At 60.6% G+C, this 13,177-nt stretch carries 16 protein-coding genes and 2 pseudogenes; 15 read left to right on the top strand and 3 right to left on the bottom strand.

Annotated features, from left to right (window positions below; translation table 11 throughout):
• The first annotated feature begins 69 nt into the window (after positions 1 to 69).
• From phnF to ACXADQ_RS09925, 14 genes are all read left to right on the top strand, one after another.
• Positions 70 to 786: a phosphonate metabolism transcriptional regulator PhnF gene (phnF, locus tag ACXADQ_RS09990; RefSeq protein WP_475326067.1), complete on the top strand. Its 717-nt coding sequence runs from the start codon at positions 70 to 72 to the stop codon at positions 784 to 786.
• 9 nt (positions 787 to 795) lie between these two features.
• Positions 796 to 1,236, top strand: a complete 441-nt coding sequence (gene phnG, locus ACXADQ_RS09985; RefSeq protein WP_475319687.1) for a phosphonate C-P lyase system protein PhnG — start codon at positions 796 to 798, stop codon at positions 1,234 to 1,236.
• On the top strand, positions 1,236 to 1,772 hold the full coding sequence (gene phnH / locus ACXADQ_RS09980) for a phosphonate C-P lyase system protein PhnH (protein ID WP_475319683.1): 537 nt from the start codon (positions 1,236 to 1,238) through the stop codon (positions 1,770 to 1,772). Before phnG ends, phnH begins: the two co-directional genes overlap by 1 nt.
• The gene (locus ACXADQ_RS09975; protein WP_475319680.1) at positions 1,772 to 2,845 is read left to right on the top strand and encodes a carbon-phosphorus lyase complex subunit PhnI; all 1,074 of its coding nucleotides are present in this window, start codon (positions 1,772 to 1,774) and stop codon (positions 2,843 to 2,845) included. The genes phnH and ACXADQ_RS09975 overlap by 1 nt, the downstream gene beginning before the upstream one ends.
• A complete protein-coding gene (locus ACXADQ_RS09970) occupies positions 2,842 to 3,756 on the top strand; it encodes an alpha-D-ribose 1-methylphosphonate 5-phosphate C-P-lyase PhnJ (protein WP_475319678.1) in 915 nt (304 codons plus the stop codon). Before ACXADQ_RS09975 ends, ACXADQ_RS09970 begins: the two co-directional genes overlap by 4 nt.
• Positions 3,753 to 4,541, top strand: coding sequence for an ATP-binding cassette domain-containing protein (locus ACXADQ_RS09965; RefSeq protein ID WP_475319676.1), 789 nt, complete (start codon positions 3,753 to 3,755; stop codon positions 4,539 to 4,541). Before ACXADQ_RS09970 ends, ACXADQ_RS09965 begins: the two co-directional genes overlap by 4 nt.
• The gene (locus tag ACXADQ_RS09960; RefSeq protein WP_475319673.1) at positions 4,538 to 5,254 is read left to right on the top strand and encodes a phosphonate C-P lyase system protein PhnL; all 717 of its coding nucleotides are present in this window, start codon (positions 4,538 to 4,540) and stop codon (positions 5,252 to 5,254) included. Before ACXADQ_RS09965 ends, ACXADQ_RS09960 begins: the two co-directional genes overlap by 4 nt.
• A complete protein-coding gene (locus tag ACXADQ_RS09955) occupies positions 5,241 to 6,413 on the top strand; it encodes an alpha-D-ribose 1-methylphosphonate 5-triphosphate diphosphatase (protein WP_475319671.1) in 1,173 nt (390 codons plus the stop codon). The genes ACXADQ_RS09960 and ACXADQ_RS09955 overlap by 14 nt, the downstream gene beginning before the upstream one ends.
• An 86-nt stretch (positions 6,414 to 6,499) precedes the next feature.
• Positions 6,500 to 7,306 carry a phosphonate ABC transporter ATP-binding protein gene (gene phnC, locus ACXADQ_RS09950; protein WP_475319668.1) on the top strand — a complete coding sequence of 269 codons (807 nt, stop codon included), beginning with the start codon at positions 6,500 to 6,502 and terminating at the stop codon, positions 7,304 to 7,306.
• A gap of 40 nt (positions 7,307 to 7,346) precedes the next feature.
• Positions 7,347 to 8,264, top strand: a complete 918-nt coding sequence (gene phnD / locus ACXADQ_RS09945) for a phosphonate ABC transporter substrate-binding protein (RefSeq protein ID WP_475319665.1) — start codon at positions 7,347 to 7,349, stop codon at positions 8,262 to 8,264.
• Between the two features lie 73 nt (positions 8,265 to 8,337).
• Positions 8,338 to 9,279: a phosphonate ABC transporter, permease protein PhnE gene (gene phnE, locus ACXADQ_RS09940; protein WP_475319663.1), complete on the top strand. Its 942-nt coding sequence runs from the start codon at positions 8,338 to 8,340 to the stop codon at positions 9,277 to 9,279.
• Entirely contained in the window at positions 9,276 to 10,133 is an 858-nt protein-coding gene (phnE, locus tag ACXADQ_RS09935; protein WP_475319659.1) for a phosphonate ABC transporter, permease protein PhnE, read from the top strand. The genes phnE (ACXADQ_RS09940) and phnE (ACXADQ_RS09935) overlap by 4 nt, the downstream gene beginning before the upstream one ends.
• Positions 10,130 to 10,765 carry a DapH/DapD/GlmU-related protein gene (locus ACXADQ_RS09930; protein ID WP_475319656.1) on the top strand — a complete coding sequence of 212 codons (636 nt, stop codon included), beginning with the start codon at positions 10,130 to 10,132 and terminating at the stop codon, positions 10,763 to 10,765. Before phnE (ACXADQ_RS09935) ends, ACXADQ_RS09930 begins: the two co-directional genes overlap by 4 nt.
• Positions 10,766 to 10,786: 21 nt before the next feature.
• Complete coding sequence (locus ACXADQ_RS09925; RefSeq protein ID WP_475326066.1) at positions 10,787 to 11,236, top strand: AbrB family transcriptional regulator; 450 nt, start codon at positions 10,787 to 10,789, stop codon at positions 11,234 to 11,236.
• On the opposite strand, the gene ACXADQ_RS09920 is transcribed toward ACXADQ_RS09925, so the two are convergent.
• Entirely contained in the window at positions 11,139 to 11,675 is a 537-nt protein-coding gene (locus tag ACXADQ_RS09920; RefSeq protein WP_475319653.1) for an MOSC domain-containing protein, read from the bottom strand. The two genes, ACXADQ_RS09925 and ACXADQ_RS09920, sit on opposite strands and share 98 nt — an antisense overlap.
• A 128-nt stretch (positions 11,676 to 11,803) precedes the next feature.
• On the opposite strand from ACXADQ_RS09920, the pseudogene ACXADQ_RS09915 reads away from it, so the two are divergent.
• Positions 11,804 to 11,983, top strand: a pseudogene (locus tag ACXADQ_RS09915) (transposase); the annotation flags it as partial.
• Between the two features lie 59 nt (positions 11,984 to 12,042).
• Here the strand turns inward: ACXADQ_RS09915 and ACXADQ_RS09910 are convergent.
• Together ACXADQ_RS09910 and ACXADQ_RS09905 are read right to left on the bottom strand one after the other, a co-directional pair.
• Positions 12,043 to 12,726, bottom strand: coding sequence for a hypothetical protein (locus ACXADQ_RS09910; protein ID WP_475326065.1), 684 nt, complete (start codon positions 12,724 to 12,726; stop codon positions 12,043 to 12,045).
• Positions 12,727 to 12,900: 174 nt separating this feature from the next.
• A pseudogene (locus ACXADQ_RS09905) lies at positions 12,901 to 13,170 on the bottom strand (hypothetical protein); the annotation flags it as partial.
• Positions 13,171 to 13,177: the final 7 nt, after the last annotated feature.

Here is a 13,177-nt window from a genome sequence, read left to right as displayed (position 1 = left end):
GATCGGTAATCGGTTGTCGCTGACATGGCGCTGTCATAAACAGCCGATAGCTGAAAATCATTCGGATGAATTACGATAACTCATAACAAGTGGCGCGACATATGCGCGGAGATGAAGCAAGACATCATGGACGGTGTATTGGAAACGGGCGCAAAGCTCCCGACAGAGCCTCAGCTGGCCACGCTTTATGCGGCGGGTCGGCATTCTGTACGCCGCGCGGTCTCAGAGCTAGCGAAAGAAGGGTTCCTGAGCGTCGAACAGGGTCGCGGGACCTTTGTCCAGCCCCATACCTTGCTGGAGTATTCCATCGGCACCCGCACCCGTCTGCGCAAAAACCTGGGCGCGCAGGGCGTCGATGTGTCGGGCCAGAGCCTGGGCGTCGAACATCTTGCGGCGACCGAGCGCGTTGCCACCAACCTTGGCCTTGAGGTCGGCGCACCCGTGATCGCCAGCCATCGCATCACCATGGCGGATCGCGTGCCTGTGTCGTTCGGAACGATCTATCATGACGCCGCGCGTTTCCCGGATTTCCCGGAACGGCGACAGGCGATGGAGTCAGTCAGCGCGGTCTATGCCTCTTATGGGATTGACGACTACCTGCGTGGCAGCACCCAGATGCATGCCCGCCCCGCGCGCCGGGACGAGGCCCAGACCCTCAACCAACACCCCGACATGACGGTCATCGTCGTGCGCGCCGTCGATACGCTGACCGATGGCACGCCGATCTCTTATAGCCAGGTGATCTGGTCCGCCGCGCGGGTCAAATTCACCATTTCCGACGAATAGGATCCCATCATGCCTGACCCGCTGAGCCTGCCAACTTATCCCCATGACGCGATGCTCAGCATTTTAGCGCGGGCCGATGTGGACAGGTTGAAAACCTTTGCCGAGGGGTTGATCCCGCATCTGGGCGACATTGAGGTGCAGCAAAACCGCACGGGGCTGGTGATGCTGCCGATGCGGGACACGGCGCAGGGCACCCACTTTCATCTGGGCGAAGTGCTGGTCAGCGAGGCCCGGATCGTGGCCGCAGGTCAGGACGGCTATGGCATGCGCCGTGGCCGCGACCTCGAGGCCGCCATGGCCATGGCACTGATCGATGCTGCCGTGGCGGCGGGCATTCATCATGACGCCTGCACGGATTTCATCGCGCATGAACAAACCGCGCAGGCCGAGGCCGATCAGGACAGGCTGCGCCGGATTGAGGCCACGCGCGTCGACATGGAGACCTTCTGATGACAGCCCACCCGACCCCGTCCGCATTTGAGAGCCGCACCAATGCCGCCTACGAGGCACTGATGTGGGCCTTGTCACGTCCCGGCCTGGCGCGTCAACTGCCCGAGGCGGGGTCCGAGGTTATCATCGAAACGCTGCTTGATCGCGAATGTGCAGTCTATTGCGACAGCACCGCCCTGTCCGACGTCGCCCGGCGCACCGGGGCGCAGCTGACCGATCCGGCCCAAGCCGATCATCTGTTCCTGACCCAAGCGCCTGCGCCCGACCTGATTTCGACGATGCGTCAGGGCACAGACATGTACCCCGAAGATGGCGCTACCCTGATCATTCCGGCCCAGTTGGGCGGCGGTGAACGGCTGCGCCTGACCGGCCCGGGGGTAGACGGGCATATCGACATTCTGGTTGGCGGGGTGCCCACGACACTCTGGGCGCAGCGCGCCGCCACCATGCGTTACCCCATGGGGTTTGAGATGTTCCTTCTGGACGGCGATCAGGTTTTGGGCCTGCCGCGGTCCACAATGATTGAGGTGCTGTGATGGCCTATGTAGCGACCCGGGGTGGCGAGCGCGCGATTGAACAATCCCAGCGCCTGTTCCGCGAGGAAATGGGGGCCATAAGCCCCGCGCGCGTGCAGGAAATCCGCACTGCCATGCCCTATCTGATCGACCGCGTCATGGGCGAGGCTTCATTGTATGACGAAGATCTGGCCGCACTGGCGCTGGCGCAAACCGGAGGCGAGCTCTACGAGGCGATCCTGCTTTTGCGCGCCTGGCGTACCACGCAGCCACGCCTGGCCGTGGCCGCGCCGGTAACGCAGGACGGGTTGTTTACCCACCGCCGGATCTCGGCTGCGTTCAAGGATATTCCCGGCGGGCAGGTTTTGGGGCCGACGCTGGATTACGCGCATCGCATACTGGCGACCGAGGTGCTGTCGGGCGAAACGCATCAGCCACCTGCCGTCGAACCGGCGGCGCAAGCGGCGCCTGCGCATCAGCCCTCGGTCGCGGCCTGGCAGGCTGAAAATGAGCTGCTGACAGCCCCCATGCCAGATGCAACCTGCGGCGATGACATCCCCGATGTCACCCGCGAGCCGCTGCTGTTTCCGGCCAAACGCGCGCACACGTTGCAAAGCCTGGCGCGCGCTGAAACCGGCGGCGTTCTGGCCTTGGGTTACGCCGCCCAGCGCGGCTATGGCAAGGCCCACCCAACAGTGAACGAACTACGTCTGGCCGAGGCCGAGGTCAGGGTGACCCACCCGCGTGGAACGACGTTCAGCGCGGGCCGTGTGAAGATCAGCCAGGCCGAGGTGGTCAACAAAAAGGGCGATCAGCTGGATCTTGGCTTTGCGGCCACCATGGGCTGGAACGAGGTCAAAGTAATCGCCGCCGCGACATTGGATCTGAACTCGGGCGATGCGCCCAAGGGGTCTGCGACCGAAGAAGAGTTCTTTTTGTATCACACCGAGGGCGTCGAAAGCTCGGGCTTTTGCATCCACTTCAAGCTGCCCCACTACGTCACCTTCCAATCCAGCCTTGATGCGATGCGCGACGCCAAGGCCAAGAAAGCCGCGCAAGCGCAGACAAAACCGCAGACGGAGCCGGCGGAATGAGCCTCAAATCCCTGACCAAAGACTGGGAGCCGATGTCCTATGGCTTCCTTGACGGATCCGCCAAGCGCGAGATCCGGCGCAAGGCCCTGAAAGCCATCGCCGTACCCGGATGCCAGATGCCCTATGCCAGCCGCGAGGTGCCCATGGCGCGGGGCTGGGGCACCGGCGGGTTGCAGATTTCGTGCACGCTGATCAACCCTCAGACAACGATCAAGGTCATCGACCAGGGCGCCGATGACAGCGTCAACGCGGCGTCTATCCGGCGGTTTCTGGCGCGTGTGTCGGGGGCGCCCACAACCACCGACACGCTGAAGGCCGATCTGATCCAGTCGCGCCACCGCATTCCCGAAGAGGTGCTGCGCGAGGATCAGGTGCTGGTGCTGCAAGTGCCCAACCCAGAACCTTTGCGCCCGGTGCAACCAAACATGTCGATTGCCCGCCAGATGCATGCGGATGCCGATTACGGGCGGATGTGGCTTCAGCTCTATGAGCAAATCGTGCGCTCGGGCCGCGTGATGCAGGGCGCCAGCTATCCCAGCCTGGTGCACGGGCGCTTTGTGATGACGCCTTCGCCCATCCCGCGCTGGGACGTGCCCAAGATGCATATGGCCAAGCACCTGACCATCCTGTCCGCGGGGCGCGAGAAACGCCTGCACGCGGTGCCACCGTTCACGCGGGTCGAACCGCTGGTCTTTGACGATGTGCCCTACTTGGTCGAAGACCACGGCGGCCTGACTTGCACCCGCTCGGGCGCACGCGGCTATTTTATGAATGAAATCCCGCAAGACGATGGCAGCTCGACCTTTGAGGTGTCGGACAGCGAGCTGGGCGTCAAAACCATCCGCAAATCAGACGGTGAAACGGTCGAGATCGGCGCCACCTGGTACAAAAACGGAGAGATGGCCCAATGATGGACGCCCCTCGGATCGTCAAGACCCGCCCGTTGTTGATCGCGCGCAATGTCTCCAAGGCTTATGGCCAAGTGCAGGCGCTGCACGATGTGTCTGCCACCGTTTATCCCGGCGAGGTTCTGGGGATCGTTGGCGAAAGCGGCTCGGGCAAATCTACCTTCCTGCGCAGCCTGAACCTGGAAGAGCAACCCGATACCGGCAGTTACACGCTGGACCTGCCGGATGTGCAGGGCAACCTGTTCGATCTGGACCGCTATGCGCGGCGGATGCTGTGCGCCACCCGCATCGGCATCGTCTATCAAAATCCGCATCTGGGGCTTTTGATGACCCATTCGTCGTCGGGCAACGTCGCAGAACGCTTGTTGGTCGCGGGGGAACGCCAGTTCTCGGGGCTGCGCGAGAAGGCGCAAGATGCGCTGGACGCGTCGGAATTTCCGCTCGAACGCATGGACGCCCCACCGATCGAGCTGTCAGGCGGGATGCAACAACGTGTTCAGCTGGCCAAGGCCATCGCCCTGGAACCCGCGCTTTTGCTGTTGGACGAACCCACCACCGGGTTGGATGTCAGCATTCAGGCGCTGGTGCTGGACACGCTGAAAAAGCTTCAGCAGGAGCGCAAAATCACCATGGTCATCGTCAGCCACGATCTGGGCGTTATTCGCACCCTGTCGGATCGGGTCATGGTGATGCGCCGGGGCGAGGTGGTCGAGGCCGGCCTTGCCGATCAGGTGTTTCAGGATCCGCAACATGCCTATACGCAACAATTGGTGCACGCAAAGCTATGACTGTTCTTGATGTTCGCAGCCTGACCAAGGGCTTTACCATGCACCATCTGGGCACCCGGATGGGGGCGTTTCAGGATATTTCCTTTACCCTGAACGCGGGCGAGTTTTTGCTGCTGAAAGGGCGCAACGGGGCGGGCAAATCGACCCTGCTGCGCACGCTCTATCGCAGCTATCTGGCGCAAAGCGGCGCGGTTTTGTTTCACTCGGACCACGGCGTGATTGATCTGGTGCGCGCCGCCGATGTGGATGTGACCTTTTTGCGCCGCACCGAGATCGGGTTCGTCACCCAGTTCCTGACGGCGCGTCCGCGCGTCAGCGCCGAGGCACTGGTGGCCGAACCCCTGCGCCTGGCGGGGCACAACGCGGATGGCGCCATGGAACAGGCCCGCCATTGGCTGGACACCTTTGGCGTCAAATCCGAGCTCTGGGCCGCTTATCCCACCACCTTTTCCGGGGGCGAGCAGCAAAAGGTCAATCTGGCCCGCGCGCTGATCCTGTCCCAACGCCTGTTGCTGCTGGACGAGCCCACGGCCTCGCTAGACGTCAATGCCCGCGCCGCCCTGGTGAACCGTCTGGCCGAGCTCAAGGCCCAAGGCACCGCGATGATTGGTGTGTTCCACCACCTCGGCGACGTGGCCACGCTGATTGATCGCGAAATTGACCTGACCCCCGATGCGCACCCCCAAGAGGATCGAAACGATGTGGTTGTCTGACTTTACCCTTGTCCTGCCCGACCGCGTTGTTCCCGGCGGATCGGTTCTGATCGAAGGCGGCAAAATCGCTGACATCAAGGACCACGTGGTTCCCGGGGATATTTCGGGCCATGGCAAGCATCTGTTCCCCGGTTTCATCGACATGCATGGCGATATGATCGAGCTGGAACTGGAACCGCGCCCCAATGTGGATTTTCCGATGGAAGTGGCGGTCGGCCACCTTGATGCCCGGCTTGCGGCGGCGGGGGTGACAACGGCCTATGCGGGCGTGTCCTTTTCGCGCAACGCCAAGGATGGCGACCGGCGCTCGTTCGCACATACCAGCAGCATCATCCGCGCGCTGAAAGACAGCCTGCGCGGCTTGCGGGTGGATCACAAAATTCATGCGCGGTTCGACATGACCTATACCGATGCCATCGCCGCGCTGGATGGGTTGCTGCAGGCAGGGGCTGTCGATCTGTGCTCGGTCATGGATCACACGCCGGGTCAGGGCCAGTATCGCAATCTGGAAAAGCTGATCGCCTATCGCCTGCGCAGATCGGACCTGTCCGAGGCCGAGGTGCGCGCCGGGATCGAAACCCGGATCGCGGCGGCGACCTCAAGTGACCAGATATTGGAGAACCTGCAAGAGGTCTCGCGGCTCTGTGCTCAGTATGGTGTGGCGATGGCCAGCCATGATGACGATACGGTCGAAAAAGCCAATCTGATGGCAGATATCGGCGCTGTGATCAGCGAGTTTCCGGTGACGATCGAGGCCGCGCAAATCGCAGCGGATCGCGGGCTGATGATCGCCATGGGCGCGCCGAATGCGATGCGAGGGCAAAGCTATTCGGGGAACCTGTCAGCACGCGATGCCCATGCCGCCGGGCTGCTGCACATCCTGGCGGCGGATTATCACCCCGCGGCGATCTTGCCCGCGGTTCGTATTCTGGCCGAAACCGACCCGGATGGGCTGGCGGGGGCGACCCGGCTGGCCACGGCCAATCCGGCCAAGGCTCTGGGCCTGCATGATCGCGGCGAGATCACCGTTGGCCGCGCCGCCGATCTGTTCATCGCGGATGCGGCTGACCGCGTGGTGGCCACCTTCCGCAACGGTGAAACCATTCATTCCAACGGAACGCTGCAAACCACAGCTGAACGCCTGCGCACCGTCGCCTGAGGTAGTAAAACTGTCATGTCAGGGACTCTCGGATGTTACCTGATTTTCTTAGAAAGAAGCTGTTAAATTCATTCGGATGAATCGGCATGAAACAGCTTCTGACACTTTCAAACGTCACCCGTGCGTTCGGTGAAACCAAAGCGGTCGACAATGTCTCGCTGAATATTGAACCCGGGCAGTTTGTCGGCGTGATCGGCCGTTCGGGAGCGGGAAAATCCACTATGTTGCGCCTTATCAACCGTTTGACCGACCCCACTTCGGGGTCGATTTCGTTTGATGGCGTGGAGGTCACTTCTCTCAAGGGCAAAGCCCTGCGGGAATGGCGTCGCGATTGCGCGATGATCTTTCAGCAGTTCAATCTGGTTGATCGTCTGGACGTACTGACCAATGTTTTGATCGGTCGTCTGGCCGAGCACGGCTTCTTGTCGTCGATGGCGATGCAGTTCTCGGATGAGGAACGCGCCATGGCCATTCAGGCGCTGGACCGTCTGGATCTGGTGCCGCAGGCGCTGCAGCGGGCGGGCACTCTGTCGGGCGGGCAGCAACAGCGCGTGGCCATCGCCAAGGCGCTGGTACAAAAGCCAAAAATCATGCTGGCGGACGAACCGATTGCCTCGCTCGATCCGGCAAACACCACGCTGGTGATGGATGGCCTGAAAACCATCAACACCCAAGACGGCATCACCGTTCTGGTCAACCTGCACACGCTGGACACCGCCCGCGCCTATTGCGACCGGATCATCGCGATGCGTCAGGGCCGGGTGTTCTTTGATGGCACCGCCTCCCAGCTGACCGACGATGTGGTCCGCGACATCTATGGGCTGGAAGGCCTGCGCGCATTCAACGAGGCGGTCACGTCGACCTCGGTGCGCAGACCCGTCCCAGCCGCCTGATCACCCCATTTATCGAAAGCGCAAACAAGGGGATATCCACATGCGTTTCATCACTGCTACCGCTCTTGCGGCCCTGATTGCAGCCCCGGCCATGGCCGACGGTTGGAAAGACGACTACCAGGTTCTGAAGTTCGGCGTTCTATCGAGCGAGAACGAAAAAGACCGCATCGCGCGCTACACCCCGCTGGAGGTCTTCCTAGAAAAAGAGCTGGGCGTCGAAGTTGAGATCTTCACCGCCGGCAACTATGACGGCGTGATCCAGGCGCTGGCCGCTGACCAGATCGAGATCGCACGTCTGGGATCGTCGTCCTACGCCGCGGCCTATACCGCCACCAACGGCGGCGTTGTGCCCACCCTGACCGACATCAAGAAAGACGGCACTACCGGCTATTACTCGATCGTCGTGACCCGCTGCGACAGCGGCATCAAATCGCTGGCAGACGCCAAGGGCAAAGTCCACGCCTTCGCCGACCCCGACTCCACCTCGGGCTATGCTGTTCCTTACTGGAACATGGTCAACAAAGAAGGCTTCAAGCCCGAAGAATTCTTCGGCACCATAACTTTCGGTGGCAGCCACGAAGCCGACGTTCAGGGCGTGTACAACGGCACCTTTGATACTGCCTCGACCTATCAGAACAACGACGTGAACGGCATCTACCAGCGTATGGAGAATAAGGGCATGATCGAGCCCGGTCAGATCTGCAAGATCTGGCAGAGCCCGGAGATCACCACCGGCCCCTGGACCTTCCGCAAGAACCTGCCTGAGCAGATGATCGAAGATGTCACCGCCGCCATCGAGAAATTCCCGCTGGAGGACGATGCGGGCTTTAAAATGTACTCGTCCTACGACCCCGAAGACGACAACAACAAAGTTGGCTTCATGCGCGTCGACGCCGAGCGTTACCAGTGGATCGTAGAAATGCGCCAGTGGATCAAAGAACAGCGTCGCGGTTCCTAAGCGACACAGTTGGAAAAGGGGGCGGGTCATCTGCCCCCTTTTGCCGTGCAAGCGTTCTCTTGACGAGGTTCCCATGACCACCACCGCCGATCCCATGGCGTCGGGCCTGCCCGTGCCCGACCGGATCACCGATTTCGAGGCCGAGTTTGCCCAAAAGCGCCGCATCGCCCGCCGCAACTGGGCGCTGGGGACGGCCCTGTTTCTGATGCTGTTCGCGCTGGCCGCGTGGATGGGGGATTTCTTCAAGGTCACGCAGGTGACGCTGCCCGATGGGTCGCGCGACTGGCGCTGGATCATCCCGGCGGGCATCCCGCGACTGGGGGATTACCTGACCCAAACCTTGCCAACCCTGCGATGGGACAGTTTCTGGGCGGATTTCGGTGAATGGTTCTGGCGCTGGAAAATCTGGCTGCGCCTGTTGCTGGAAACCGTGCTGATCGCCTTTGTCGCAACGATCTTTGGCGTCGTGGGTGGGTTCTTGCTGTCCTTCCCCGCTGCGCGCAATCTGGCGCCCAATACATGGGTTATGTGGATCACCCGCCGCTACCTGGAGATCGCCCGCACCGTGCCCGATCTGGTCTGGGCGCTGATTTTTGTCTTCTGTTTCTCGGTCGGACCCATGGCCGGAGTGCTGGCCATCGGGCTGCATTCGTGCGGCGCGCTGGGCAAGCTTTATTCCGAGGTCAACGAAAACATCGACATGAAACCGCTGGAGGGTGTGAAAGCCGCCGGCGGCACGTGGTTTGACCAAATCCGATACGGCGCAGTGCCGCAGGTGCTGCCGAATATCATCAGCTACACGCTGCTGCGTTTTGAGATCAACGTGCGGTCCTCCTCGATCATTGGCTATGTCGGCGCCGGCGGTCTGGGGCAAGAGTTCCGCACCGCCATGAGCTTTCAGGAATATACCGACCTGTCGGCGCTGTTCGTGATCATCCTTGTCACTGTCATCATCATCGACTTCGGCTCTGAGAAGCTGCGTCACCGGATCATCGGTATGGAGGACCGGACATGAGCCTGACCCAAGACCAAATCGAGGCCGCCCGCGCCCGCGTGCCGCTGGCCTTTCAGGCGCCGTTACAGGTGCGTCTGACGCGCTATGCCCTCTGGGCAGGCTTCGCCCTGCTGATGGGCTACAGCCTGTGGGCGTTTAACTTCAGCCCCGCGCGTATCTGGGCCGGGCTGGGCCGTCTGAGCGATGTGCTGTCGTTCATGTTTCCGCCCTATATCTGGAAAACCTGGGCTGAGTTCTCAGAGATCCTCAAAGGGCTGGGCGAGACCTTGTCGATTGCCTTCATGGGCACGATCCTGGGGGCGATCATCGCCTTCCCCTTATCCTTCCTGGGCGCCAAGAACATCAACCGGCTGAACTTCATGCGCCTGAGCGTGCGCCGGGGCTATGACGTGATCCGGGCCTTTGAAACCCTTATCCTGGCACTGATCTTCATCCGCGCCTTCGGCCTTGGCCCGCTGGCCGGTATTCTGGCCATCGCCGTGTCTGAAATCGGGACCTTCTCCAAGCTGTTTTCCGAAGCGATTGAGAACACCTCGACCAAACCGGTGGAGGGGGTCAAGGCCTCGGGCGGGTCACGGTTGCAGCAAATCCGCTTTGGCATCGCGCCACAGGTCAGCCCGGTGTTCCTGTCGATCCTGCTGTATAACTTCGAATCCAACGTGCGGTCGGGCACCATTCTGGGTATCGTGGGCGCAGGCGGCATCGGCTTTCTGCTGTCTGACCGGATCTCGGCCTATAAATGGGAAGAGGCCTGGTCGATCATCTTTCTGATCATCGCTATGGTCTATGTCATCGACTTCCTGTCCGGCCTGATCCGGGCGCGGATCATCGGCACATGGGATGGCACGAAATGAGCGGGGCCGGCGCCAAAAACCATCTGTCCGAGGCTCCAACCATCCACCCTGAGGCCAGCGTGACAGGGTGCGAGCTGGGCGTCTGGACCGAGGTGGGCAAAGGCACCGTGATGAAGGAGGCCCAGATGGGCGATTATTCCTACATCACGCAAAACTGCCATGTTGTCTGGACCACAATTGGCAAGTTTTGTTCCATCGCCAATGCAACGCGGATCAATCCGGGCAACCACCCCACCTGGCGCGCGGTGCAGCACCACTCGGTTTACCGGGCCGAGGCTTATGGTCTGGGCGAGGATGATAATGACTTCTTTGAATGGCGCAAATCAAACTGGGTCACCATCGGACATGATGTGTGGATCGGACACGGGGTGACCGTGACGGCAGGCGTGACCATCGGCACCGGAGCTGTGATCGGCGCGGGTGCGGTCGTCACACGCGACGTCGATCCGTATACTGTGGTGGGGGGCGTCCCGGCGAAACCCATCAAACAAAGGTTCACCACGGCCCAGGCCGAGGCTTTGCAAGAAATCGCGGTCTGGGACTGGCCGCGCGATAAATACCGGGCCGCCCTGCCAGATATCCGGGCGCTCGACATCGACGCGCTCATCGAAAAATACCAACGTGGCGACTAGGGGCGCTTTGCCTCTGGATCGCTGGGGGCAACAGGCCGCGACACTCGCTCTGGTGGGGCGTCGGCCCGCGTGGTGGCGCGCGCTTTCGTGCTGGGCCTTGGGGCTACAATTCTGATGCTCGCTGTAACGTTGGCTTTTGCGCAGATGCTTGCAAATCCGCTTGGGCAATCGACACAGCAGATCGTCCTGGCCTTCGCCCCCGGCGGTTTGACCGAGATGAGCCTGGTGTCGCTCGCGATGGGCTGCCGAAGTTGCCTATATCGCCATGCTCCATCTGGTTTGGGTGGTGACACTTTTGGCCATAGCTGCGACCATCTTGGCGGCCATCGCGCGCTGGGTAAGGCCAAATCAGGCGATGCGTGTCTTCGTGGGGTCAGACCCGCTCAAGCGGCAAGAAGGGCTCGGGCGGCAGCTCGACCTCGATCTTGTCGCCCGGTTTCACAGTGCCACTCGATCTTACAACGGTCATGATCCCGGACTTTCGGATCAATGTGCCGTCGCTGCCCTTCACCAGGACCGCATCGAGCAGACCCGGCATGAAATTCTCAATCTGGGAACAGGGATTGCGCAACCCCGTCACTTCCAGGCGAACGTCGACACCAATGCGCAGGATCGCATGTCGCGGAAGCGAAAGCAGGTCAATCCCGCGTGTGGTAATGTTTTCACCCAGATCCGCTGCATGCACCGTGAAACCGCGTTCTTTTACTTCCTCAAACAACTCCTCATGAATGAGGTGCACCTGCCGAAGGTTGGGCTGATCCGGGTTCGCGCGCACGCGCGAGCGATGCTGCACCTTGATGCCAAAATGCGCGTCACCCTCAACCCCATGATCCTTGACGATACGGATTTCTGGAACCGGCGTTTTCGAGAAACGGTGAGCATCGTCATGGGCTACGCAAACTACGTCCATCGTATTCTCATGCATTGCGGTCAGTCAGGTCTTGTCAAATTCCCCATCAGGAATGAAGCGCACAGCTTCGATCCGCAAGGCCGCGGCCCAAACTTTCGCAAAAGTGTCGCGAATGATGACCTGAGCCCCTGAATCTCCTCCAGTTTTGTGTAGAGTCCCCCCAACTTAAGGACGGACGAAAAAAGACGCAATTCACTGACGAACAGATCATTCAGATGATCAAGGAACAGGAAGCATGCGAGAAGACGGCTGACGTGTGCAGGCGCCATGGGATCAGCCAAGGCACCTTCTACAAATACAAGAGTAAGTAGGGCGGCATGATGCTTGAAGAGAGCTGAAGCGGGGCAATGTCCCTTTGCGCAGCACCTCAGGTGATGAAAATATCATCGGCCGTCAAGATCGGGGCCCCCTCGAACACGGCCACATCAACCGCAGCTCCCGCACCATCGCCATCCGCGTCATAGCGCAGGGTGGTGCCGTCGAACAGGAACCGATGTGCGGCGGTTTGGGCTTCGGTGCCGAGGTGGAAAGCCGTATCGTCCAGCACGCCAGCGGCCACATTGACCAACGCGCCTTTGATCACGATGCGGTCCTCTTGGGTCGCGAAATCCGTAATCAGATCCGCATGCTGCGCGCCAAGCGTGTCCGTAAAGATAAAATCATCCGCCCCCGCGCCGCCCGTCAGCGTGTCGTTCCCGGTGCGGCCATTGAGGCTGTTGTCCGTCGCGTTTCCCTGCACCAGATTGTCGAGGTTGTTGCCAATGGCCGTCAGCCCGTTCACCGCATGACCGTTCTTGCCGAGGACATCTTGCAGGACAATATCCTCGATCCCAAGCATCAGCTTGAAGCTGTTGTGGGCGAGCACGGTGTCATGGCCGCCTTCCTCGGCGCGCAGGGTTTTCTGGCGAGCGTTCAGACCGACCTCAACAGCGGTGTCGTCCTTGTGGCGCAGGATGTAGGTGTCGTCGCCATGGTTGCCGGTCAGGGTGTCAATGCCGCGCCCGCCGTCGAGGGTGTTGGCGGAGTCGTTACCTTGGATCGTATTGTCCAACGCATTTCCAATTCCCAAAACCGCGCTTCCGGAAAGGGTTAGCCTTTCTACTGCAATGCCAAGCAACGAAAAGTCGATTTCAGACGCAACAGTGTCCCCCCAAACAGAATTTTCCCAGCTCGCCCGCTCAATGATTACATCATCAGGACTATCCACAGCGTAATAATCATCCCCAACGCCCCCAATCATGAAATCCGCACCAGAGCCGCCTAGAAGAAAATCATGACCAAGACCTCCGAAGAGTAAGTCATTCCCTTCGCCTGCAATCAGCACTTCTCCGCTGGTTTGTTTACCTGCGCGAAGGACGTCATCTCCCTCCAAACCTGAGATCTGATTCCTTTGGCCGCTAAAGCCTCTAATCTCGTCGTCCCCGTTTGTACCTGTCCACTCATAGCGGACGGACCCAGAATTGCTTACTATTTTGGTAAATGTCACGGTTCGCATAAATAAT

The organism is Thalassovita sp. ABM4_323 (assembly GCF_056158665.1).
The sequence above is the reverse complement of the archived record's forward strand: the minus strand, read 5'-3'. Positions and strand labels throughout refer to the sequence as shown.